The organism is Roseburia amylophila (assembly GCF_025567465.1).
GTDB classification, from domain to species: domain Bacteria; phylum Bacillota; class Clostridia; order Lachnospirales; family Lachnospiraceae; genus Roseburia_C; species Roseburia_C amylophila.
The window spans coordinates 53,416-75,536 of record NZ_JAOQKI010000014.1 but is presented as its reverse complement, the minus strand read 5'-3'; the positions used below and the strand labels follow the sequence as shown (position 1 = coordinate 75,536).

29 protein-coding genes are annotated in these 22,121 nt (G+C 37.5%); 27 read left to right on the top strand and 2 right to left on the bottom strand.

Features of this window, described 5'->3' with window-relative positions:
• The 10 genes from OCV43_RS10065 to OCV43_RS10020 all read left to right on the top strand — a co-directional run.
• Nucleotides 1–203: hypothetical protein (locus tag OCV43_RS10065; protein WP_262624010.1), on the top strand; the 203-nt coding region annotated here is incomplete at its 5' end.
• Complete coding sequence (locus tag OCV43_RS10060; protein ID WP_262624009.1) at nt 179–1,900, top strand: MobA/MobL family protein; 1,722 nt, start codon at nt 179–181, stop codon at nt 1,898–1,900. The genes OCV43_RS10065 and OCV43_RS10060, both read left to right, overlap by 25 nt.
• Nucleotides 1,878–2,588 (top strand): DUF6040 family protein, encoded by a 711-nt coding sequence (locus OCV43_RS10055; protein ID WP_262624008.1) that lies wholly within the window; start codon nt 1,878–1,880, stop codon nt 2,586–2,588. Before OCV43_RS10060 ends, OCV43_RS10055 begins: the two co-directional genes overlap by 23 nt.
• Before the next feature lie 202 nt (nt 2,589–2,790).
• Entirely contained in the window at nt 2,791–3,369 is a 579-nt protein-coding gene (locus tag OCV43_RS10050) for an ATP-binding protein (RefSeq protein WP_242865586.1), read from the top strand.
• A 128-nt stretch (nt 3,370–3,497) separates the two neighbouring features.
• Complete coding sequence (locus tag OCV43_RS10045; protein ID WP_055217061.1) at nt 3,498–4,154, top strand: DUF3879 family protein; 657 nt, start codon at nt 3,498–3,500, stop codon at nt 4,152–4,154.
• A 118-nt stretch (nt 4,155–4,272) separates the two neighbouring features.
• The gene (locus OCV43_RS10040) at nt 4,273–4,857 is read left to right on the top strand and encodes a hypothetical protein (RefSeq protein WP_015517456.1); all 585 of its coding nucleotides are present in this window, start codon (nt 4,273–4,275) and stop codon (nt 4,855–4,857) included.
• Nucleotides 4,858–4,866: 9 nt separating this feature from the next.
• A complete protein-coding gene (locus OCV43_RS10035; protein WP_055171087.1) occupies nt 4,867–5,454 on the top strand; it encodes a hypothetical protein in 588 nt (195 codons plus the stop codon).
• Nucleotides 5,455–5,701: 247 nt separating this feature from the next.
• Nucleotides 5,702–6,445, top strand: coding sequence for a hypothetical protein (locus OCV43_RS10030; protein ID WP_055040720.1), 744 nt, complete (start codon nt 5,702–5,704; stop codon nt 6,443–6,445).
• A 131-nt stretch (nt 6,446–6,576) separates the two neighbouring features.
• Nucleotides 6,577–7,326: a hypothetical protein gene (locus tag OCV43_RS10025; RefSeq protein ID WP_117699272.1), complete on the top strand. Its 750-nt coding sequence runs from the start codon at nt 6,577–6,579 to the stop codon at nt 7,324–7,326.
• A gap of 125 nt (nt 7,327–7,451) precedes the next feature.
• Nucleotides 7,452–8,114: a hypothetical protein gene (locus tag OCV43_RS10020; protein WP_118098781.1), complete on the top strand. Its 663-nt coding sequence runs from the start codon at nt 7,452–7,454 to the stop codon at nt 8,112–8,114.
• A 172-nt stretch (nt 8,115–8,286) separates the two neighbouring features.
• On the opposite strand, the gene OCV43_RS10015 is transcribed toward OCV43_RS10020, so the two are convergent.
• Nucleotides 8,287–9,462, bottom strand: coding sequence for an IS110 family RNA-guided transposase (locus tag OCV43_RS10015; protein WP_262624007.1), 1,176 nt, complete (start codon nt 9,460–9,462; stop codon nt 8,287–8,289).
• Between the two features lie 260 nt (nt 9,463–9,722).
• Between OCV43_RS10015 and OCV43_RS10010 the strand changes: the two genes are divergently transcribed.
• The 17 genes from OCV43_RS10010 to OCV43_RS09935 all read left to right on the top strand — a co-directional run bounded on the left by OCV43_RS10010 (nt 9,723) and on the right by OCV43_RS09935 (nt 21,239).
• On the top strand, nt 9,723–10,223 hold the full coding sequence (locus tag OCV43_RS10010; RefSeq protein WP_117842371.1) for a hypothetical protein: 501 nt from the start codon (nt 9,723–9,725) through the stop codon (nt 10,221–10,223).
• Complete coding sequence (locus tag OCV43_RS10005) at nt 10,224–10,367, top strand: hypothetical protein (protein WP_262624006.1); 144 nt, start codon at nt 10,224–10,226, stop codon at nt 10,365–10,367.
• A gap of 65 nt (nt 10,368–10,432) precedes the next feature.
• Nucleotides 10,433–11,968 carry a hypothetical protein gene (locus OCV43_RS10000; protein WP_262624005.1) on the top strand — a complete coding sequence of 512 codons (1,536 nt, stop codon included), beginning with the start codon at nt 10,433–10,435 and terminating at the stop codon, nt 11,966–11,968.
• A 36-nt stretch (nt 11,969–12,004) separates the two neighbouring features.
• The gene (locus tag OCV43_RS09995; RefSeq protein ID WP_262624004.1) at nt 12,005–12,370 is read left to right on the top strand and encodes a hypothetical protein; all 366 of its coding nucleotides are present in this window, start codon (nt 12,005–12,007) and stop codon (nt 12,368–12,370) included.
• Nucleotides 12,371–12,519: 149 nt separating this feature from the next.
• Nucleotides 12,520–13,584: a hypothetical protein gene (locus OCV43_RS09990; protein WP_006859197.1), complete on the top strand. Its 1,065-nt coding sequence runs from the start codon at nt 12,520–12,522 to the stop codon at nt 13,582–13,584.
• A 263-nt stretch (nt 13,585–13,847) separates the two neighbouring features.
• Nucleotides 13,848–13,997, top strand: a complete 150-nt coding sequence (locus tag OCV43_RS09985; RefSeq protein ID WP_262624003.1) for an AgrD family cyclic lactone autoinducer peptide — start codon at nt 13,848–13,850, stop codon at nt 13,995–13,997.
• Between the two features lie 188 nt (nt 13,998–14,185).
• A complete protein-coding gene (locus OCV43_RS09980; RefSeq protein WP_015517459.1) occupies nt 14,186–14,959 on the top strand; it encodes a DUF6033 family protein in 774 nt (257 codons plus the stop codon).
• A gap of 64 nt (nt 14,960–15,023) precedes the next feature.
• On the top strand, nt 15,024–15,548 hold the full coding sequence (locus tag OCV43_RS09975) for a hypothetical protein (protein ID WP_117842306.1): 525 nt from the start codon (nt 15,024–15,026) through the stop codon (nt 15,546–15,548).
• 196 nt (nt 15,549–15,744) lie between these two features.
• Nucleotides 15,745–16,290 (top strand): hypothetical protein, encoded by a 546-nt coding sequence (locus OCV43_RS09970; protein WP_262624002.1) that lies wholly within the window; start codon nt 15,745–15,747, stop codon nt 16,288–16,290.
• A 198-nt stretch (nt 16,291–16,488) separates the two neighbouring features.
• Complete coding sequence (locus tag OCV43_RS09965) at nt 16,489–17,526, top strand: DUF4885 domain-containing protein (protein ID WP_262624001.1); 1,038 nt, start codon at nt 16,489–16,491, stop codon at nt 17,524–17,526.
• An 82-nt stretch (nt 17,527–17,608) separates the two neighbouring features.
• A complete protein-coding gene (locus tag OCV43_RS09960) occupies nt 17,609–18,229 on the top strand; it encodes a DUF6033 family protein (protein ID WP_262624000.1) in 621 nt (206 codons plus the stop codon).
• A gap of 46 nt (nt 18,230–18,275) precedes the next feature.
• A complete protein-coding gene (locus OCV43_RS09955; RefSeq protein WP_262623999.1) occupies nt 18,276–19,049 on the top strand; it encodes a hypothetical protein in 774 nt (257 codons plus the stop codon).
• 79 nt (nt 19,050–19,128) lie between these two features.
• Nucleotides 19,129–19,419 (top strand): hypothetical protein, encoded by a 291-nt coding sequence (locus OCV43_RS09950; RefSeq protein WP_243242036.1) that lies wholly within the window; start codon nt 19,129–19,131, stop codon nt 19,417–19,419.
• Nucleotides 19,367–19,546 (top strand): HTH domain-containing protein, encoded by a 180-nt coding sequence (locus OCV43_RS14035; RefSeq protein WP_317246661.1) that lies wholly within the window; start codon nt 19,367–19,369, stop codon nt 19,544–19,546. Before OCV43_RS09950 ends, OCV43_RS14035 begins: the two co-directional genes overlap by 53 nt.
• Nucleotides 19,547–19,572: 26 nt before the next feature.
• Nucleotides 19,573–20,223: a hypothetical protein gene (locus OCV43_RS09945; protein ID WP_262623998.1), complete on the top strand. Its 651-nt coding sequence runs from the start codon at nt 19,573–19,575 to the stop codon at nt 20,221–20,223.
• Nucleotides 20,224–20,236: 13 nt separating this feature from the next.
• The gene (locus OCV43_RS09940; protein ID WP_306723472.1) at nt 20,237–20,491 is read left to right on the top strand and encodes an HTH domain-containing protein; all 255 of its coding nucleotides are present in this window, start codon (nt 20,237–20,239) and stop codon (nt 20,489–20,491) included.
• 121 nt (nt 20,492–20,612) lie between these two features.
• Entirely contained in the window at nt 20,613–21,239 is a 627-nt protein-coding gene (locus OCV43_RS09935; RefSeq protein WP_262624011.1) for a DUF3879 family protein, read from the top strand.
• A gap of 370 nt (nt 21,240–21,609) precedes the next feature.
• Here OCV43_RS09935 and OCV43_RS09930 read toward each other — a convergent pair whose 3' ends face one another.
• The gene (locus tag OCV43_RS09930; protein WP_008115692.1) at nt 21,610–21,849 is read right to left on the bottom strand and encodes a DUF6061 family protein; all 240 of its coding nucleotides are present in this window, start codon (nt 21,847–21,849) and stop codon (nt 21,610–21,612) included.
• Nucleotides 21,850–22,121: the final 272 nt, after the last annotated feature.

The following is a 22,121-nucleotide window of genomic DNA, read 5'->3' as shown; positions in this document are numbered from 1 at the left end:
CCGGTCTGCGCTTACGCTTGCCGGGCTCGTTCCGTCGGCGGGGCTTTCAGCCAGACCTGCTCATGCCGCAGGGGGCACTCTTGCGCAGAGGGCGTTCCGACAGCTTCACTCCTGCCAAACCAGAAGAAGATGCTGTCGGAAATCAATGCCGGATACGGCAGAAAGGGGGAATCGTATCATGGCGATATTTCATTTTACAGTAAAGATTGTCGGACGCAGTAAAGGAAAATCTGTCATATCCACATCGGCATATCTTAATGGAGATGTGATGAAGAATGAGGAAACAGGCAGGATCAGTTACTATACTTCCAAAAAGGAAGTTGTCTACACCAGTCTGATGATGTGCGAAAATGCACCTCCTGAATGGCTGCATGTACCGGAAGAAAATATAAAAAGGTTTCAACAGTCTATCCGTTATAAAAGAGCGGATGATAAGGATGCCGCACTGGAAAAGTTTAAAATCACATTTCAGAAACAGCGTCTATGGAATGAGGTCTTAAAGATAGAAAAAAATGCAGATGCACAGCTTGGACGCTCATTTGAATTTTCCCTGCCGAAAGAATGGAGCAGACAGGAACAGATTGATTATACAACCGAATATATCCAAAAGACTTTCGTGGATAAGGGAATGTGTGCCGATTGGAGCATACACGATAAGAACGATGGAAATCCACATGTGCATTTACTTGTAACCATGCGACCATTCAATCCAGACCACTCATGGGGCAACAAGGAAGTCAAGGACTGGGATTTTGTCAGAGATACTGACGGAAATATCGTGGTTGATGAATCCCACCCGGACTGGTGGCAGGATAAGAAAAATCCTGACCGGCATGGAATCCGCATTCCGGTACTTGATGAAAACGGAGTACAGAAAGTCGGGGCAAGAAACCGAAAACAATGGAAACGGGTTCTGACCGATGCTACCGGCTGGAATAATCCAAAGAATTGTGAGTTATGGCGAAGCGAATGGGCTAGGATGTGTAACCGGCATTTATCCATAGACAATCAGATTGACCACCGCTCTTATGAAAGACAGGGCAAATTAAAAGTCCCTACGATTCATGAGGGTGCGGATGCAAGAAAGATTGAGGAAAAATATCTCACCGGACAGATAAGGAAAGGTTCATGGAAGGTTGAGGAAAACCAGATGATTAAAAAACAAAATGCACTGCTGCAAAAGGTAATTGCAACCTTTGGTAAGGTATCCGGTGCATTGTCTATGTGGAGGGAGTGTTTGAATGACATTAGAAGAAAGCAAAGAAGTAATTCCCATGATGGAAGCAATGATTACACAGATAGAGGGACAACAGAATATCATGGCAGAGATGCTTCAGGAGATACAGGAAAAGGACGAGAAGCTGATGTGCTTTCAGGAGCAGGAAGAACGATTGCAGCAATTAGAGAAAGAATTATCAGAGCTGCTTCAAATCTTACCGGATACAGAAGAACTGTTGATACTTCTGGCAGAAAAGACAGACCAGATACAGAAACTTACAGACGAGAATCAGCAATGGCAGGAATTGGCACAGAAATTAAACAGCGAGAACCGATTATTGCAGAAACAGAACAACGAATTGCTGACATTAAACAGCAGATAGAGAAAGCGAGGGATATAGATGACAGAATACAAAAACTCAAAGAGCGACGCCCAACTGGAAGAACTGCTACTGCTGACGGAGCAGATGCAGGAAGAACTCGACCAGAAAGACCGGACTATCGAGGAACTGAAAGTGCAGCTCGACGAATCGCTGACCTTGAACGAGAGGTTAAACAGCGAGAACAGAGCAGGGAACATTCAAGCCTTAAAGAACGACTTGAGGAAAACAAAAGAATTGTTGCAGAGCGAGAAAGAGAAAACGCACGCTGCCGAAATCATGACAGAGGAATGTCAAGATAAGCTAAGGCAGGCAGAACAGGAACGGGACTATGCACTCTCTCATCAGAAAAAAGTAGAGATACCGGTTGAAAAGCCGGTACTCTATCAAAAGTGTGGGAACTGTAACCAGACAGCTTATCTGAAAGCCAAGGAAAAGTATGATACGCAGAGAGAAAAACTGGAAGGCAGATATAAAACAAAAACAGCCATGTATGAAGCATTGATGTTTCTGCTGATATGGTATTCCGTATCAACTACTCTTTTTCAGATGATACGGTCAAAAATATTTATTTCTGATTGCGTGGTATTCTTTGATACAATCGCCACTTTTATACAGAACATTGCAGGATTGACTATACTGGCAGGGAAGAATGTGGCACAGGTTAGCAATGGAATATCCAATCCTGTCGTTGTCGGAATTATATACTGGATGATAAGAATACTGATTTCCGGTGGATGTCTGGTGGGTGTGGGAATACTTTTGGCATTCATCGAAATAAAGATTGCAGGGCTATATAAGAAATACTGTTGGGATATGATTACCATAATGGTGATACTTGTAAGTATGGCAATAGCTATCTACTTTGGGGATTGGATAAAGGAAGTATTGCCAATCAATATGCTATTTCTCTTATTATTCGTGCAACTGGTATATGTTGGAATCAGGTGGTATGTAAAGGGATGGCGGGAAAACAGAGGTTATGTTTAAAAATAAAAAAATTGTCTGAGACGCAGCGAAGTAAATAAAATGAGTAGTATTATAGGAAGTCAGCAGTGCGTGAATAAACTGCTGGCTTCTTTTTTGATAGATACAGTCACTCCCAGAGAGTGTGCAGGATAGTAAAGTAATAATATCAACATGACGATATAGAAAATGCAGGGAACAGGCAAAGGTACAATACGAATACTATTTGACGCAGACAAAAAAATATGATCAAACCGTCCACATATTACATGATGTAAATAAGCATATTAAAGCAATCGAAGGATTATATGGTGCAGAGCAGGGGAATACGGCAGGAGAATATGCAGCGGAAATCAGAGAACTGTTAAAGCCACTCATTCCGGTTCAATACACAGAAAATCCAATATTAAACATTCTTCTTACCGATAAAGAATCCGTTATGAGGGAAAAAGGTATTTCAGTAACCATAAAGGTGGATAATGTGAATCTGAATTTCCTTGCACCAATCGACATTACAACTATTTTTGGAAATTTATTAGATAATGCGATTGAGGCAGCAGAGAAGCTGGAAGGAGAGAAATATATTTCGATTAAGATTGGCTCATACCATAAAATGATAGCTGCCAGCATCGAAAATAACTGCGGGGAGGTAAAGTGGAAAAATGGTTTTCCGGTATCAGCGAAAGGAAAAGGCGGTGGAATAGGACTGCTGAATGTTCAGAGCAGTGTAAAAAAATATGATGGAAATTTAATATTGAAAAGTGATGGAAATAAATTTATTGCTGAGTTATTCCTCAATTCATAAAAAGTCTTACTTCGTGCAAAAAAATCGTACTTGGTGCAGAAAAGGTAAAATATCAGAAGGAGTGTGTCGATATAAAAAAATAAAATGGATGATACATATAAAAAATTTAATGATGGGAGGTTTCGCTTATGTCAAGAATTACGGACTACGGTTTTTTATTTCAAACGACATTTGGAACATCAAAAACAAATTTAGTCAACAATATTCAGTTGTCCCAAATGAACAGCAGCTCTGTACAGAAACAATTAAAAGCAGCAGGGATTGACACAAACAGTAAAAAGTATAAAGCAGCATTGAGTGAGATGATGAAGAATGGAAACGGTGCAATGTTTACGAATGTTCAGGCAATTAAGAACCTGATGAGCCAATATGACAAAAATGGAGACTGGATTGATCCGAATACCGGATTAACAGGACTTGCGGTAACGGATGAGAACAGAAACAGTTATAAACATATCATTTCTGTTCCAGAGAGTAGCCGGGAAGAAATGTTTGAACTGGCAAAGAAAGAATTCTTAAATGAAAATGGTACTCTAAATGGTGATACTACCAAAAGGGAGAGTGTATATAACAATTTATACAGAAAAATGGATAAGGATGACCGCTTATCAGCAGGCTGGACAATGGAACAATATGAACATCAATACAGACAGGCATTTGCAAAAGCCGCAAAAGCTGCTGATCCTACATGGAAAGCGGGTAAACCAATACCGGAGGGTGCATTGGATGGCATTACGAGAGAGTATGTTGAGAGTGGAAAGAAGTCAGTAGATATAAAAATATAGTATGCTTTTGTCGGGTACTTTCTTGTGATTATCCTGTAAAGGCATGGTCTTTGGACCGTTATGGAGAGTGAGTAGATTCCGAATGACAGAGGAATGAAAATAATTGGAGGAAACGAAAATGAGTATAGCAGGAATTAACGGTTATAATTATTCAAATTATTATACAGGAACAAAAAGAAACACTGCGAAAGCGAACGGTATGAATTCCGGTTTGTTATCAAATGTAAGCAGTACATCTTCTAATATTACATTACATATGTCGGGAACAGAAGATAGTGGAAATGCATTAACAGCAGTAGGATTTCCGGATGGCAGTAGTGCATCTGTATATAAATCAGATGCATATGATTCGGCAAACCCAGAATACAGGGTAAGATATTGGGACAAAGAAGGAAATTACACAGATACAAATGTACAGATAAATGATGTTGATCCAAGAAATGCAAGTTATTTGGAAATGCTTGCATATACAACATATAGTGATGTAGAAGGCTTTACGAAAAATGCTTTTGGAGATTTCATGAATGCGGCTGGTGGTGTGAATGGCAACATCACTTATGATTCTGACAGCATAAATGAAAAGAAAGACTATATGAGCATGATTAAAGAATTTATGCAGTTACAATATGATTCGAACAACTTATCAGGTTATCTGTCATATAAGGAATTGTATGATTACATAAATGACAGAACAGAGAGGTGATTCAATTAAATGGAAATATCAAATAATTATAGCACAGCAAAAGTGTGGAACACATCGAATAAAAATGTTTCTAAATCTTCTAAAAAAAACAAATGGAAATTAACGGATTCTTTAAAAGAGAAGATTGTTGATCTGGCAAAAAAAGATGCACAGGACAATGTATATATGGGAAATGCATTTATGAATTTGAGAAAGACGGAAGTAAGCAAAGTAGCCCCGAATAGAGCTGCTTTAATTGGAAAGTTTAGTCAATCAATGAATTCAGGTAATATGTCAGCAATGAAAGAAGTTGAGGAAGCAGACAAAAAATGGCTCTGTATGCTGTTTGGAATACCTTATGAGGCAAAATATCAGGGAACAGGGACAGGCTCGGCAATTCATGTATACAATGAAGAGGGCGAAGAAGTTTTGACCTATACAGGGGGAGTAGGCTGGCAGGAAAAAGAAACAAAAGCAGAGTCACAGGTTCATTCAGCATTAAAAATGACATATTATGAGGCATTTAGTGAGGCGAGAAAAGCACTAAATAGTGAAGAAAAGACTGGTAGTGTAGGTGAAAACATAATATTGCAAGATAATTTTGATATGAAGGCATGAAGTATGCAATTAAAATAACAGTAACTTCTACAGTGTTCATTGCAGATGCACAGGGGCATATAAAGAGAATAATTTGTGGCAGGACTTTAAAGCCGTGACAGTTATTATTGATCAGTCAACAGGTAAGTTAATAGATATAGAAAATTTTAATTATTATTATGATTATGCAGTAGGATCAAATTCTTTGACATTCACCAGACGTTATCCGTCAATGACATTGTATAAATATGGAAATTGAGGTGACAATATGAAAATATCTAATTACATGAATAATACGAATTCAATAATGGAAAAAAATACTGATAAAGTACAGAAAGGAAATAGTCAGACAAACGAAAAACATACAGTGGGGCAATCAGTGAAGCTTTCGATTTCTAATGAGGGATTGGAGTATTATCGTAATCGTATACAGCAGAGTGGACAGGAAAAATATGATGATGTGGTTCAAAGAAAGGAACTGTTAGCGAGTAAAAAAATCAGTGATATTGATTATAGTTATGAAATTCAAAAGAAGGCAGCACAGCAGAATCAAAATGTTGATACAGGAAAAAGTGCCTTAAATATTACTGACAAGGCAAATAATTATGTTAAAGCATACGCAGAATTATATGATGAAATTGTGAAGGGCTATGAAAATGGAACCAGAGAAATATATGTAGCTGATGAAAATGGACCTCGTAAGCTTACAAAGGATGAAGAGTTAAGCAATTTAGATGCTGCATATAAAAAAACAGTGGATGACTTTGTGACAATGGAGACAACCAATCAGCATGCCCGTGGAATTATTGGTGAAGAAATGAATAAAATTTCAAAAATTACCACAAGGTCAACTTTGGCATCGGCTTACATTGAGGAGCAAAAAACCAGGGGAAAGGACGAAATCCCAGAAAATTTAACTGAGAAAATGTATGGTGCAATTACCTCATTTAAGGAGAAATATACAATGATTCAGCCTAATAGAGAGCAGTTATTGATGAGTATTAAGATTTGATGATGTTAGTACTATGATTTACAAATAAAAATAGTAATTACATATCATATTGAGGCTGAGAGAAATTAAATATCCAAGTCGTTCAATATAATAGAAATTATTTTAAGTTTCAATAACAGGGAGGTAGGATTATGGCAATTACGGGTATCAATAACAGCAGTTACACATCGTATTATGCTTCAAATTATAAGAATACTGTAAAAAAAACAGATAGTGAAAAGGATAGTACAAATACAAAAGATGGCAACGTGACAACAAGTACAGTTGAATTAAAAACATCACGTCCCGGTGTGACAAAAACAGAGCAGATTAAGACAGGGTATAGTAATGTAAATGATTATTCAAAATACTTGCAAGGAAAATACCATTATATGAATATAGGGCTGACTTCAATGCAGGGCATTCCGACAACGGTATCTGTTTCAAGTGCATTTTTACAAAAGTGCATGAATGATCCGGAAAAAGCAAAGTATTTGGAGGAAAACTTAGCAGCCATTCCGGATTGTACAAAAGATACGATTAATGGATGTTTGGGCACTGTGACAAATCAGAGTTATATGATTGATGCAAACGGAAATATTATAGAGACAGCATCTTGTACAAATGATCCAGATGGGAAAATAGCGAAAGAGAATGCTGAACGAAAAGCAAAAGAGAACAGAGAAAAAGAGGAAAAAGTAAAAGAGAAAAGAGCTGCTAAAAAAGCAGAGGAAGAAAAAGCTGCAAAGCAACGTGCAGAAAAATCGGCAGAAAGAAAAGAAACGGGTGATTATACCTTATCCATAACTGGTAATGATGTAAAAAGTATGACACAGAGCCTTGTAGCAGAATCTGTGAGTATTTCTGCACCTGATAGATCAAGTTTTGATATTAAGGCATAAGAGGATTTGATAAAAGGAAAATATCTAATTGGTGCATAGTATGACATCACCAGAGAGTAGAGTGGCAGAAAGTCAGTAGATATAAAGTTATAGATAGATTTATTTATGAACCGTGAGGTGGATTTATGGGAATCTCTTTTTCAAATATAGGAACAGTTGGAAGGGAACAGTTAATTACTTCTGGTAGTAATGGAGAACCAAACTGGTCTTATATTCCATCGAAAGGAAAAAGTACAAGAACGCAGACTGAATTTGTGAGTGAGATTAAGAAACTGGCACAAAAGGCTGCCAATGCTACTGATAAGACAGAACAAGATGCTATTTCAAGGCAGCTATTGCAGTTAAGGGCAGAATATTTGTCAGAGGTTGCACCGGATAGAAAGCAGTTATACCAACAGGCAAAAAGTGCAATGAAAAATCAAAATGCCAATCCAAAATGTAAAGGGATCGGAGAATTAACCTTACTGGATTTTTTGGAACAGGCAGAGGGAAAAAATCAGAATCTTGCAGATAAGCAGATTGCACTGGCAGGAGGCGGAACATTAAATTTCACTATTTTAACATCAGGTGGTTATGGGGTTCAAATTCAGAGTCAGGGTGTGAATGTATTGTTGAATACCGGTGCCGGCTGGGGGTATGAAATGACTCCGGCAGAACTTACAAAAAAAGATGAATTCTATTCCATTTACTGGAAGGAATATAATGCCGTAAAGAATGGTATGAATTCTGAATTGAAAGAACTACCGGATTATCTGGAGAAAAGACCAGTTTTTGAAGCGAAAGCCTAATGATAATAATGCAATTCAAATAAAAAGACTAACTATTAAAAGTCAAGTCTGAAAATGAAATATTTTGAATGAATTGCAGAAATGCATTTCAGATATATTTGTACCTTGAAAACTGTATGACAAAAAGAGTGTCATTAGCGGCACTCAGCTAGGAGATATTTACAGAAAACAATTAGGATGCACTACTGTATGATTGCCCTGTTTTTTCCATTGCATAAATGGTTCTTACTAGTTTCTTTGTAGCATGGGATAAAGCAACATTATAATGCTTGCCCTCTGCTCGCTTTTTGGCAAGATATGTTCCAAATGATTCATCCCAATGGCAGACATATTTAGTCGCATTGTAAAGGGCGTATCGAAGATAGCGAGAACCACGTTTTTCCATATGGGAGTAACAGTTATCAAGTTGCCCAGATTGATAGGTAGATGGGGACATTCCGGCATAGGCAAGTATCTTGTCAGGGGAATCAAAACGACTGAAGTCACCGATTTCTGCAATAATCATGGCACCCATACGGTAGTTGATTCCGGGGATGCTAAGAATCGGAGAATTAACCTCATCCATAATGGATTTGATTTCGGTTTCAATTTCGTCAATCTCAGAAGTTAATTCCTGAATGAGCTTAATGGTATGTTTCAGTTCCAGAGACTTCGCTGGCATATTTGAACCGATTGAGTTTCTGGCGGCTTCACGAAACATTACTGCTGTATCTTTGCCATATCTGCCATGTGAGCTTTCAGAAAGCAGATTTGTAAGTCTGGTAAGATGCGCAGATGCAACAGCATGAGCAGACGGAAATTCAGATAATAGGGCATAAACGGATGCCATATGGATTGTTGGAACAAGCTTCTCTAATTCAGGGAAAAGAATACAAATAAGGCGAGATACAGAGGTCTTGAGCTTTGCTCGCTCCTGTACTTTATCAAAACGATAACGAGTTAATGACTTTAGTTCTTCGTTATGGTAAGATGTGTCTGAGTAGGACTTCAAGTCCACATCAGACATGATCATAGAAGCGATGGTATGGGCATCCACTTTATCCGTTTTCGTCTTTCTAAGGCTTAAACTTTTTCTGTAAAGATTGGTATGTAACGGATTGATAACGTAGGTCGGCAAACCTTTATCAAGAAGGAATCCCAGAAGATTGTAGCTATAGTGTCCAGTGGCTTCAAGCCCTACTTTTACTTTGGTTAAATCATCTGATACGGATTGTACTTTCTGAAACAAGGTTTCAAAACCCTTACGGTTGTTAGGAATGGTAAAAGATTTGAATAATGCTTCACCATCTGAATTGGTAATAAAACAGTCGTGTTTGTCCTTAGCAACATCAATTCCGACGTATATCATAAAAATCTCCTTTGAGTAAATATTTTGATACTGTTTAGAACCACTGGTACTCCTTGCGATTGTAACCTCGTTCTAAATAAACCGTCATGCGGTATCTAACTGATTAACAAATATACAAAGAGACTGTGGTTGTAGCCTTTCTTAAACCATCAAGTGGTAGGAGTGTGAAAACAATCCACAGTATCTCCAAAATTATAGCATACAGACCTTGGAGAGGGTCTATAAACACTACTACTTTATAATACGAGGAGTATTGATATATGCAGATTAGTTCCAACTATTCTATGAATGGTGTGTCATACGAAAACAGACGCAGACAGAATGATATTCCTCAATTTAGTACAGAACGTGCCAAACAGGAAAATGAGAGTATAAATCCATATATGGCAGATACGGATTTTAACGAAAAAGCATTTGATATGATTGGTCCGAATGCTCCGCAGGATGTAAAAGATGCATGGATGGAAGCAGCGAAGGAAGTAAATGCGAATGGTATGGGAATAAAGAAAAACGGAATGTTGAGCCATATATCACAGATGATGATACAAAGGCTGAATAAGCAGATGAAGGGCGAGGGCGATGTGGATAACATCGACATTTTGGGAAACACAACAGAATCTGCAATTCAGGCAACGAAACAGGCTTTATATAATTTAGACCATCCACTGGAATATGTCCCTAAAAGCATAGAAGTTCAGAGGGCTTGTATGAAAGAAAGAGAATTCTATGTTGCGTTTCTGGAAAGATTGGAAAAGTTATAATTGACTGGAACAGAAACGGAAAATGACAACGATGAGATGGCAAGACGAAAAGCTGTACAAAACGAATATCTAAATAGCCAGTTGGCGACGGCAGCATATGAGAAAAGCAGTATTATTTTACCGGATAATCCTGTTATACTGTAGGCTCATCTTTTGACAGGAAAGCATAAGAATACAGGTAAGATATTTTTCGGGAGGAAGGATAAGAAATGGAAATAAACAGTAATCATTCTACATATGGGGCGGCATTTCGTCAAAAACCGATTTTTTTCATGTCTGGAAAGGAAACAGTGGCATTTTTTGAAGGGAAACTGAAGAAAAATATGACACTTCAGGAAGATTCCTGTACACTTGGCAGCAATGACACTTATCGCAGACAGCATACCACTTATGAGGTTTCGGACAAGAAGAAGGGAAGTACGTTTCTGGATCTGGATTTTCTGATTAAGGACGAAACCAGCAGTCTGAAAGGAAATCTCAGTGATAAAAAGGATGTGGATTTCTACAACTTTTCCATTCCATTTAATCGAACCATACAGAATTATTTTGGGGTTCAAATATACATGGACATGCCGGAAGGCTGTGATTATGACCTCACCTTATATGATGAATATGGCAATCAGGTCGGAAAGGCAGAATGGGACGGGGAAGGACGTAAAACACTGACCATCCCGAACTGGGATACAAATACCAATAAATATTGTATCAAAATAGAAAACAAAAATGGGGAAGAAGTTTCTCCGCATGATTATTATAAAATCAGTTTCAAGGTTACGGAAAATAAAGAACAGGAAAAGACCGATGCCATAAGGGAGGCATTCGGGAACCTTCACGGTGCATACAGCCGGAAAGATGAAAATTGGAGGGAATACCTCGACAAATATAATGAAGTCCTGATGGATACAGAGAAAAATTATACAAAAGAAATGGAGAAATTCCACCAGAAGCAGTTTGAAAGTCTGCCGGAAGAAAAGAAATACAAAGGCGGGCGCACAGTGGATGAATTGTTGCAGGACATGGCGGAAGGAAAGACACTGGATGATGCGGAAATGGAGTATGTGAAGATTTTTGTCAATCTGAAAGATTTTGAGAAAGCACAGCAGAAGGCGGAACTGAAACATGATTTTTCCGAGGATTTTGTAAAGGATCTGGAAAGCAAAGGTATCTCCCGTGATGAGCTGGAGGGAATGCAGATAAAGATTGAAAGCAATGGGAATGTAACAGTGAGCGGTATCGAAGATAAAGAAGTCCGGGAACAGGTTCAGAAACTGGTAGAGGAAAAGTACAGTGACCGGATGTATCAGTATTACACAGGAATTGCTGACAGTGTGGGAAATCTGTCGTCCAATACCTACCAGTATGCCACGGATGTGCAGGAAGTCAGGCGTTACTTAAAAGGGGTTACGGGAGAAGATATTTCTCTGGAGAACCTTTACCTGACACCAGACGGAAAGATTGGCGGGCTGCCGGGAAAAGCTGCTAATCTGATTAACAAAACAAAGGACAATGCCAAGATAGAGCGGATAAAGGATGCATTGATAAATATTATAGGACATAACCGGACAAGCGGTGATCTGGGGATTCCAGACTTTACTTCGGAGTTTCAATTCAGTAATGGTGCTTTTTCTGTGGCAGACAGTGGTTTTACGGTGGATATGGCGGCATTGGATAGAAGGCTGACGCCACAACCGCATGATAACATGTATTCGGATATGTATGCGTATAGTTTCAGGAAAGTATTATGATTATGAAAAGTAATTATACACAAGGAGAATGAATAGATGGTAATAACCCGCACAGTAGAGATGCATGCGCAGCTTGTGGGATATGATTTTAAGAAAAAAGGTTTACCCACTGATAAAAATATTGCAGTAGAAAATAGTAAAGTTTCCAATGATTATTTCTGGAAAACAAATAAATATACGGATCAGGATGAGTTTGGAAGAACACTGGATCTGACGGCACTTATCAATAAGCCGGACGGATATTTAAAGGGAAGTTTATCGGATACGGAGGATGTGGACTATTACGAATTCAATATTACAGAGTACCGGGCATTAAGTTTCGCGAAGGATACCTATAATAAGGATATTACGATCACTTTAGATCATATACCGGAAATAATGTATATAAAGTTGATGATTTAGGCAGATATTATATGTTTGCATAAGATATATATACAAGTATGAAACTATAAAAATATAGTATGTTTTATGTGGTAAAAATATTGTATTTATGAGACTTTTGGTATTTCACAAATACCTAAGAAAAAATAAAGTAGAGGAGAGTGTATATTATGAATATTGATTACAGTCAGTTTTACAGAGGAACAACGAATATTCCCTCATACGGGAATGGTATATATAAGAAAGACACCCTTGTAAAGTATGAATTTAACACTACAGATGAACATGGCAATAAGATTATGGACAAGATGTCAAGGGAAGAAACCCTGCAGGCGATGAAGGACATCGGTTCGCAGTATGGAGATGCGGTTATTGTTGAATTTTCGGGAGATGGAATGGCTGCACTTGTGGAAAACAAGAAAGGTATAGTGGATGCCAATGTAACACAGGAGCAGCGGGAATCAATGGAGGCGAGAAATGCAGCGTTTCAAAAAGAAATTACGCAGGTTGATAACTCACTAGAACTTCCGGCATATTCCGGAATGTATGGTGCAGACAAGGCGGTTGCATCTGCGGTGGAGAACTGCAGCAAAGAGGAACAGGGATTTGTGTATGATATCATCCGTCAGAATTTCCTTGTTGGAAATACTGGCTCTATGACAGAGGAAGAACGGCAGGCAAATATTTCACTTGGTATGAAAAAAGCGGAATATGCGGCAGAGAATTTTATCCCGGAAGATAGCAGAAAACCATTTTTGGAAGCAATGGAGTCTATCGCAAAGCTTGCGAGCGCAGGAAAAGCTGACAATAACGGAAATATGGACTATGGAGTAGGGAAAGGTACATATCTTGGACATGGTAGCAATCTTGTAAAGACTACAAATGCGCTTGATATGATGAGGACGATGGACGGCAGTGCATACACGGAATATCAGAAGATTAGTAAAGAAAGCAGCAATGAGGACAGACAGCTTAATGCATTAAAATACCTTACAAATTGGTATGAAGGGGCAGTGAAAAAGAATCCTTCGATGGTTGATAATTACGAAAAGCAGTCGGAGGAATATGTGGAGAAAAATGTAAAAGATCAGAAGCTGGATGCAACTTTTTCAGATATAAAGACAGAGAATAAAGCGGCTTTTTTTGAAAGTCTGAAAGTGTTCCAGAATAATAATCCTAATTTTCTCTCATCTATCATAAATCGGGAGCTGGCATCTAAATTTTGGAGCATTTGATAAACGTAGATTGGAAAAGTTATAATTGCTCGGAAAATGGAAGATAACAACAATAAAGTGTAGAGTGTGCCTTTCACATAGGGACACTTGTTACAAGCAATATTGTAAATGATACAAGTGGAGATTAAGGCACAAATATGATAAAAAAAAATATACATCTTGGGGATGAACCAGCTCTATGTAAGTTATATGTCAATCGCTATCATATTGTGTTCGCTTCTGATGTGCGTAGCAAAATTATTGAAACAGGAGGTAAAGGTAAGATGAAGAAAGCAGAAAAGATTACAAACAAGGTATTGAAGGTAGTGGAGAGAATTGCCCGGAATGAAGTGGAAAAAACAGTTCTTGGCAGGACGGCAGAGTGTTCAGCGATTTATCATCAGCCGAAAAGACCGAAGAAAAGGGAAAACTAGGTCAGAATAATGAAATATTTTGTGGAGTGTTGCGGTTGTGATTATCGTAATGGCAAAACAAAAGGAGTAAGATAACTCCAAAAGGGTTATCTTACTCCAATAAATCAATTAAAGGTTACTGCTTGGGCTTCGGATGGAGAGAGCAGGTACGGTTCTGACTGACAGAAGAACCGTGGAAAGGAGTTAATATGGGATTAGGCGTTGAAAATTTAGTTAATGCTTATAATCAGAATTATAGGTATCAACAGAATAAGACGACAGGGCAAGCCAATCATTTAGATTTCAATAAGATTTTATCTGCTAAAGAGGGTGATAATACAGAGAAAGTACAGAAGCCAAATGAAAATAGTGTTTCAAAAGTAGATACCTACACTGAATATTTAAAGGCTAAATATGGGAATATAATGATCCAAAATGTTGGAAGTGATCAAAAGAGTATGGATTCATTGGGGACGGGGACATATGGGATGAATAATATTGTGATTGCACCCAATGTTTTGGAAACAATGGCAAATGATCCCAAAAAAGCAGCTTATTACGAAAAGATGATACAGGATTTTTTTGCTTCGCAGTCAACTGTGAAGGCGCAGATGGCAGTCGGGGGGTTTGAGATTCAATCTTATGGTATGGTTATTCACCCGGATGGAACTGCACACTATTATGTTTGTGGAGATGTTTCACCAGAAAAAAAAGCAAAGATAGAGGCGCAAATGAAAGCTGAAGATGAAGAGAAGGCTAAACGGCGTAGACAATATTTAGAGCGTAGTGAGGAGGCGGCAGAAAAGCGCAGACAGATAGAAGAGATTAATATGCAAAAGAGTAAAAAAGATGCGGCTTTTGATGATAATATATCGGCTGTTAATGTATTATCGGAAGTAGATAGGGCGGTTGCCATAGCTGCTTATGAAAATATTGCCAATACTTTTAATGAAAACATAATAAAAAGTACAATTGATAATTGAGGACTTTACTGACTATATCAACTTATAATAATCGATATATAATATTATACTAGGAGGTAATTAAATGCGTATTGGTTCGGGAGTGCAAAGTGCATCGGAAGTATTTGGAAAGCAGAAAAATAATAGCAAAACATATGTTGCCGAAAATGAGGCATTTTCTCAGACATCAGTGAAGGTGTATTTAAAGACGGATGATATGCTGTTTTCAGGTGGAAATGGAACAGGTCTTTCGTTTTATATTAAATACGCAGAAGAGTCAACAGAGGATAATCCTGTAGTGATAGCCAAAGGCGTTGACGAAAATGGAAAAGAATTTGAAGAAAAGATTAACATTAATGATATTAATTTGAGAAATGCTTCTTATGTTGAAATGAGTGCTTTGGAGGCATATTATAACGTCGACAAGGGGAATAGTCTCAGTTCTTTTCCGCAAGAAACTGGGTGTATGGGATTAAATGACAGATGCGACCTTATATCCAGCTTTGAAAAGGTTATACAGGATATGAATAAATTAGGAAGGTATGATTTGCAGATGTTTTATATGCGAAATATGAATACTTATCTAAATGCAAGCAGTAAGCATAAATAGGGCTTAGTTATTTGAATATAGTAGAAAAAGTAAGCTTGGACTCCATAGGAGAGAGCAGGTGCGGTTCCGACTGACAGAAGAACCGTGGAAAGTTAATATGGGATTAGGTGTTGAAAACACTTTTATCCAAAAAAGTTGAGGCAGAAACTGGACTGGCATATAGAGAAAATTTTGAGCTGATTGGAGGAACAGAAATATGAACATTGGTTCTGGTATGAATACCGTATCTTCACTGTACGGTCAACAAAAAGGTAATCATATGAAAACGCCTGCATCTGGGGAAAAGACATTTTATACGGCAGAAACACCGAAGGTATATCAGATATTCACAACAGATAATATGTTGTGGACAGGAGGTAATGGTACAGGTCTTTCTTATTGCCTTAAATATGCGGATGATTCGACGGATGAAAATCCTGTAGTGTTAGCGAAAGGTGTGGATGAAAATGGAAAAGAGTTTGAACAAAGAATATATATAAATGACGTTAATCCATCAAATGCTACAGTAGTCGAAATGCGTGCATTGGAGGCACATTACAAAGTGGAAAAGCAGGGAGGTTTCACGTCTCTGCCACTTGAAGCTGGTAATATGGGACTTAACGACAGAAGAGATTTTATCGCAATGTTCAAAAAAAGCATAGAAGATTTAAACAAATTGGGAAGGTTTGACTTATCGTTGCTTTGGACGAAAAGTATGGATACATATCTTGATCTGACAAGTGCAAATAGTAAGTATAAATAGTGCTTAGTCATTTGAACATAGGAAAAAAAGAGAACTTGGATTACATATCATATTGAGGCTGAGAGAAAGCCAACAGGTGACACAGTCGGAAGAACTCCGGATAATGAAGAAAAAATGTGGAAAATAAAATGAAAAAAGTTTATCGATAGGGTTTCAGTATGATTCACATGATACAGATTATAAGGTAGGTGGTATAGTATGGTTACTGTAAATAATTCTGACTATTATAATAACATTCCAGCGGGCAGGGATTTAAACAACCTGCCCAATACTTCCAGCGCTGATACAACTGTAGGATATCAATATGATGGACTTACAGAGGAGGATCGTTTCGTACAAAAAGTTTTGCAGGAGCATTATGATAAAGTGTACAAAGAAAATTTGTCTCATTCTGATCCAATGGCATATATCGAATCAAAATATTGTGATGTGACCTCACCTAATTTTTGCTCATATATGACAGAAGATCAGCGTTCCATAGCTTACCGCAATGAGAAAAGAATGTTACAAACAGGAGGAAAATATTCGGCTGGATTTGCCCGGTATGATTATGCATTAAGGAATTACAAGGATGTATATACAGGTGGTTCAAGAAGTGTTGGTTATGTACGCAATACTGACAGGGAAAAACAGTATGCCAGAAGTGTTGTAAATCAGCAAATTTCAAATCTACTTTCAAAGAATGGGATATCAATATCAAAACAGGCAGATCTGGTATTTTCTATTGACCCATATACATATCAGCTAACGGTGTCGGGAAATGCAGATAGAGATACATTATCGCAGATAGAAACATTACTGAATGAAGGGGATAATGCAAAAAATATTTGGACGCATGCGTGGATTTGTATGCATGATGCAGATAATGAAATTGTTAATTCGCAGGCAAATATGACAAAGGCAAACCAATATTCTTTATGGCATGAAGTGTATGAGACAACAGGGTATGATGCACGCAATGCGACATATAGAAATGGTACTTTTATTGCAGAGGATGGCACAGATTTACTTGCCTTGTTTAAGGAAAAGGCTAAAAATGGCGCAGGGTATGAACTTTATTCTAATAGATGGTTGGAATATGCTAAGAATGGCTGGAAAAAAGAAAATGATTTAGTATTGAAAATAGGCTTTGACAGCAGTGGATTGTATGATATAGGGCAGGAAAGAGGATATGGAGCAACGCAGAATATGTGGATGAAAGGTATTAGTCAAAGTATATTTGAAGCTAGCGTGTGATCAATATTATATTGATTCTGAGAGAAATCCAACAGGTGGCATAGTTGGAAGGACTCCGAATAATGAAAGGAGATATGTTAATATGGCAGTTACAGGAATAGGAACTTATGCGTCATATACGAATAGTTATGGCAATACACAAAATGCTGGAAACAAAACGGGCAGGACATATAAGAATGCCCATGAATATAAGAACTATTTAACACAAAAATACGATTGTTTACGAAGCAGGGATTATTCCGTAAATATAAACAGTTCTCTTTTGTCAGAGGCTATGGGAGATGAAAAGACAAAACAATGGTTGGAGTATAATCTATCTTTAATACCGGAAAGTATCGAAAAATTGAAAGCTGCTCAAAGTGCTCGTGGCTGTAAGGTACTGAGTGTAACGGATACAATAAATGGATATGATAGCATAACAGAAGAAGTACTGGTAACAGATGAGGTTGATCCGGGAACAGAAAAAGCAAGGAAAGAACTTGAAGAAAGACTCGAGAAAAGGAAAGCAGAAAAGAAAGAGACAGAGGAAAGACTGGAAAAACAGCGTGCCGAAAAACAGGATCAGGAAGAACGGCAATATAATCTGAAAATTGATGGAAAAGATGTAGATGACCTGACAGGAAAAATGGTGGAATTGCTAGGTACTTCAACTTCTATAGGAGTGACAGAAAATGGAGTTTCGGCATTTGATGCTTTGGCATAGGAACTTTGATATGAAACCGTAAGGTGTGCAATTAAAATAATGACTTATGCTAGAACATAAAATAGACAAAAATAAATTTGTTGATTTTTGCAATGGAGATGTAAAGGGAGAAGATACAGAGACACTGAATCATTTTGATGAACATACAAGATATCAGTTTACAAGAATGCTGTATGCATATGGAACCGGGATAACCGGACAGAATCCTTTTGCCAATGATGAGGAAGTCGAGATTACAGCGGATATAGACAGTGCAACCCATACTTCCTTTTATGTGAATGGGCAGAAAGCGTTTACAGCCATTACGGGTATGTCATATCTCCCATCCGAGATTCAAACCTTTGGAACCATACAGCAGCCATTTAAAACCAGAGGGTACAAACTATATGATCCCGGTACAAACAGTATCACGATTGGGGTTGGAAGCAGATTTAATCTTGGAAATGGATACAGCATGACGGTACAGGAAGTTTTTGTCTGGGGCGAGGGCTATGGAAACGGAAGCAAAGCAGATGATGAAAGATGTAATATGATAATCGGGGGATTAAATACCCTGATACATTTTGCGGACCAGCAGTATTTTTCCAGTATGACAGATCCATACACCGATTATATTTTAGACTTTCTTGCGTCCCAGGGAGTGGATACCAGCAGAGAATTTGTGATAAACGGGACACATTGCGAACTGGTAAATGGGAAAATAAGTGAAGTTGGTAACGATTATGTGGTGCCTAGTTCCATTCAGCAGAAAGCAGTGAAAAGATACAAAGAAAGTATGTCACAGCTTTTGAATAGCGGAACTTGGTATAGATGGTCATAAAAGTAATAGATCACTTGGACCGTTATGGAGAGTGAATAGATTCCGAATGACAGAGGAATGAAAATAATTGGAGGTTGAGATGATGCAATCAATATCAAGTTATATTAATCCCAATACAAGAGCACTTACATCTAATTATAAAAATACAGTTATTAAAGATAAGGAAGCATATAATGGGGCGATGTTGCAGCACTTACTAAATCCGGTAGAGGATCTGGCACAAGCGTTAAAAACACCAATAAAATTGGCGAAGGGTGCTTCACTTAGCAGACAGAATAATTCTGTTAATATTGCAGAAGGACAAAGTATTCGTGTTAATGGAGGTCATGTGCTTACGGTTACGGCGCATAGCAAAAATGGCTGGTGTTGAGGAAAATGATATTGACAGGCTTTTAGTCAATCCACCAGAAAAGATTGAAATCGAAGTAAAGTATAAAATTGCTGTGACGGTTATGGAACTGCGATTTTGGCTAAAAGATTGTGAATCACCGATATAATCGGGATTTGTGAGTAGAGGGCACTTATGAAAAATAAAAGTATCAATCAAGTTTCTATAATAAATGGTGAAGATGGTCCCACAAGTGTTTTTATATTTGGAGAAGCTCAAAAGCAATCTCTAAAGATTAGAATCCGAAATGCTATCTATCAATCCAGACGAAAAAGGATAGAAAAGAGAATAGCGGCCAACCCGCATACCCTTGCGGAAGTGGTGCAATACGCAAAGGATCATTATGATTTAGTGGAAATCAATCCTGCCGCAACAAATTGGATAGAACGACAGAAAAATCTAAAAGCTAGTTTGATTATGCAGCATAAACCAGAACTTTTGGGCCAAAGGAAGGATATTCCAAAACCAGATTTTCATAATAAAGAATCTGTTAAAAATTTTTTGAATGAAATGGAAATTAGAAATAAATTGATTGACCAAATGCCTGATAATGTAATTCCCATGGATTTTCATTTATATGAAATAAAAATTGGTGAGGATTTAATGGAAATAGAGGTAGATTATACCTGGAATATATTTGGAATATCTTACTCTGGAAATAAGTCGGTCATAAAAAGGTTTAAGAAAATAGCCAGAGATTTATATTGTTATTATGGTGTCAGTGAGGAGGATATAAAGAACCGGACAAAAAGATATTCTTCACTGGTAACGGAATTGAGTTCATAATTCAGAATTTTAAATAGAAGTAGGATTTCTGTATTTTGGAGCGATTGAAGATAAGGATAAGCAATTAAGCGGTTTTTTGGAAGTGCTTGTTTCCTATCATGGCATATCCAAGCTAACGATAGCAAAAATGGCTGATGTTGAGGAACAGGATATTGACAGGCTTTTAGCCAATCCGCCAGAAAAAGTTGAAATCGAAGTAAAATATAAAATTGCTGTGACTGTTATGGAACTGCGATTTTGGCTAAAGGATTGTGAGTTACCTGTATAATTGTGAGGGCACTTAACGGTGAAATTTATTTCTTGGAGATTTATGACGATATATACCATATAACATTGAGTTAATTCTAAACGGATTTTGAATTTATTTACAAGGAGGTTTTTATATGGCAATGAATATCAGCGGATTAGGTAACACGTATAATGGCATCAATACAAATAGCAAACAATATAAGGCTTTGAAAGAAAAAGGCTGGTTATCTGGTATTATGCAAAATGAAGCCATGATGTCACCAGAAGAAAGAATGATATATGAAACATTCGGTGGAAGAGATACCATTATTAAGAATCTGATGAAGCAATTTGATTCAGAAGGTGATTTGCTGAATGCAAATGGAGTGGCGGGAATGGATGTTACCGGAAAAGGTACATCATGGCAGCAGCTCACGAGTGTATCCGAGGAATATCGTCAAAAGATGTTTGATAATGTGAAGAGGGAATTTATTAAGGAAAACGGTATTTCAAATGGTGATACAACTAAGCGTTCAGATATTTTTAAGGATTATCAGTTAAGCGTAAGTAAAGACAAACGTTTAAGTGGTACATGGACTTTAGAGCAATACGAAGGACAGTATAGAGCTGCTATGTATGCAGCAGTGAAATCGGCTAATCCAAATTGGAAGCCGGGACAAAAGTTTGATACAAGCATTCTTGATAACGTTACAAGAGAATCAGTGGAATCTACGCTTGTCAAAAATGGTAATAGGTTAGTTCGCAATTCTATTGATGTATCAGTATAGAATACAACATCTTTGGTGCTAGAGATACGGTCAAATAAGCTGCTCCATCATGGGAAAAGTATAAAATTAGGAGCTTTAGATAATATCACAAGGGAAAAGTTTTCAAAAACTTCTGGTAACTCTTTGAAATACATATCATATCAATAGATACGATAATATAAATTATGTTTGTATTTGTTGATAACAGGTTTATATCGGAAAAATTGTAAATTTATTTTCTATGTGAATTTTCATTTTTGTAGGGCTGGCATTAGACCAGCCCTTGATTTCATTATAATAGATAAAAAGATATTGAATATATATGCACGGTAAAAAGACGATTCTCAATAAATGAGATTGGGAAAAAGTAACCTTAGTGCTGTTGAAAAAATCACCATAGTTCTAATGAATCTTCTGCATCTACCCATATCTGCATTGTTTCATCAAGATATAATTTTGCATATTCAAGCGGTTTATCAATGGCAAGTGCGTTCAATGCACAGTCTGATCCGGGTGTGGTTTTTAAATCCTTTTCGGCTTCCCAACAGTCAATGCGGAGCATATAACCAGCAGAAGTATAAATATCAATGCTGTTTCTGTGTGGATTGTATTCTGCAAATATTGTTCTCATCGTATAGAATCTCCTTATCATTCAATCAGTCATTTGTTACAAAAATCAGAAGCATTTCAATCAGTTCACCATGTCACTTTTATTTTGTGTTATACTGTTTTATAGATTTTTCTTGCCCTTGTATTTGCCCTTATCAGAGTTCGTAAACGCTGACGGGACGATATAACACAAGGGAAACAATAAGGGAAAGCTCACCTGCGATAAATCCAGTGTTTTCAAGGGTTTGCAGAGAATTTAATAACAAAATATAACAGTTATTAAATTCCCTAAAA

What these genes read in the sequence shown, in the direction of transcription:
- OCV43_RS10010 (WP_117842371.1), top strand. Translation starts at nt 9,723, where the DNA reads ATGCAGATTAGTTCCAACTATTCTATGAATGGTGTGTCATACGAAAAC.
- OCV43_RS09960 (WP_262624000.1), top strand. Translation starts at nt 17,609, where the DNA reads ATGGCAGTTACAGGAATAGGAACTTATGCGTCATATACGAATAGTTAT.
- OCV43_RS10030 (WP_055040720.1), top strand. Translation starts at nt 5,702, where the DNA reads ATGAAAATATCTAATTACATGAATAATACGAATTCAATAATGGAAAAA.
- OCV43_RS10045 (WP_055217061.1), top strand. Translation starts at nt 3,498, where the DNA reads ATGTCAAGAATTACGGACTACGGTTTTTTATTTCAAACGACATTTGGA.
- OCV43_RS09930 (WP_008115692.1), bottom strand. Translation starts at nt 21,849, where the DNA reads ATGAGAACAATATTTGCAGAATACAATCCACACAGAAACAGCATTGAT.
- OCV43_RS09935 (WP_262624011.1), top strand. Translation starts at nt 20,613, where the DNA reads ATGAATATCAGCGGATTAGGTAACACGTATAATGGCATCAATACAAAT.
- OCV43_RS10040 (WP_015517456.1), top strand. Translation starts at nt 4,273, where the DNA reads ATGAGTATAGCAGGAATTAACGGTTATAATTATTCAAATTATTATACA.
- OCV43_RS10060 (WP_262624009.1), top strand. Translation starts at nt 179, where the DNA reads ATGGCGATATTTCATTTTACAGTAAAGATTGTCGGACGCAGTAAAGGA.
- OCV43_RS10025 (WP_117699272.1), top strand. Translation starts at nt 6,577, where the DNA reads ATGGCAATTACGGGTATCAATAACAGCAGTTACACATCGTATTATGCT.
- OCV43_RS10020 (WP_118098781.1), top strand. Translation starts at nt 7,452, where the DNA reads ATGGGAATCTCTTTTTCAAATATAGGAACAGTTGGAAGGGAACAGTTA.
- OCV43_RS10015 (WP_262624007.1), bottom strand. Translation starts at nt 9,462, where the DNA reads ATGATATACGTCGGAATTGATGTTGCTAAGGACAAACACGACTGTTTT.
- OCV43_RS09990 (WP_006859197.1), top strand. Translation starts at nt 12,520, where the DNA reads ATGAATATTGATTACAGTCAGTTTTACAGAGGAACAACGAATATTCCC.
- OCV43_RS09985 (WP_262624003.1), top strand. Translation starts at nt 13,848, where the DNA reads ATGAAGAAAGCAGAAAAGATTACAAACAAGGTATTGAAGGTAGTGGAG.
- OCV43_RS10055 (WP_262624008.1), top strand. Translation starts at nt 1,878, where the DNA reads ATGACAGAGGAATGTCAAGATAAGCTAAGGCAGGCAGAACAGGAACGG.
- OCV43_RS10000 (WP_262624005.1), top strand. Translation starts at nt 10,433, where the DNA reads ATGGAAATAAACAGTAATCATTCTACATATGGGGCGGCATTTCGTCAA.
- OCV43_RS10035 (WP_055171087.1), top strand. Translation starts at nt 4,867, where the DNA reads ATGGAAATATCAAATAATTATAGCACAGCAAAAGTGTGGAACACATCG.
- OCV43_RS09975 (WP_117842306.1), top strand. Translation starts at nt 15,024, where the DNA reads ATGCGTATTGGTTCGGGAGTGCAAAGTGCATCGGAAGTATTTGGAAAG.
- OCV43_RS09950 (WP_243242036.1), top strand. Translation starts at nt 19,129, where the DNA reads ATGATGCAATCAATATCAAGTTATATTAATCCCAATACAAGAGCACTT.
- OCV43_RS09980 (WP_015517459.1), top strand. Translation starts at nt 14,186, where the DNA reads ATGGGATTAGGCGTTGAAAATTTAGTTAATGCTTATAATCAGAATTAT.
- OCV43_RS09995 (WP_262624004.1), top strand. Translation starts at nt 12,005, where the DNA reads ATGGTAATAACCCGCACAGTAGAGATGCATGCGCAGCTTGTGGGATAT.
- OCV43_RS09955 (WP_262623999.1), top strand. Translation starts at nt 18,276, where the DNA reads ATGCTAGAACATAAAATAGACAAAAATAAATTTGTTGATTTTTGCAAT.
- OCV43_RS09965 (WP_262624001.1), top strand. Translation starts at nt 16,489, where the DNA reads ATGGTTACTGTAAATAATTCTGACTATTATAATAACATTCCAGCGGGC.
- OCV43_RS09945 (WP_262623998.1), top strand. Translation starts at nt 19,573, where the DNA reads ATGAAAAATAAAAGTATCAATCAAGTTTCTATAATAAATGGTGAAGAT.
- OCV43_RS14035 (WP_317246661.1), top strand. Translation starts at nt 19,367, where the DNA reads ATGGAGGTCATGTGCTTACGGTTACGGCGCATAGCAAAAATGGCTGGT.
- OCV43_RS09970 (WP_262624002.1), top strand. Translation starts at nt 15,745, where the DNA reads ATGAACATTGGTTCTGGTATGAATACCGTATCTTCACTGTACGGTCAA.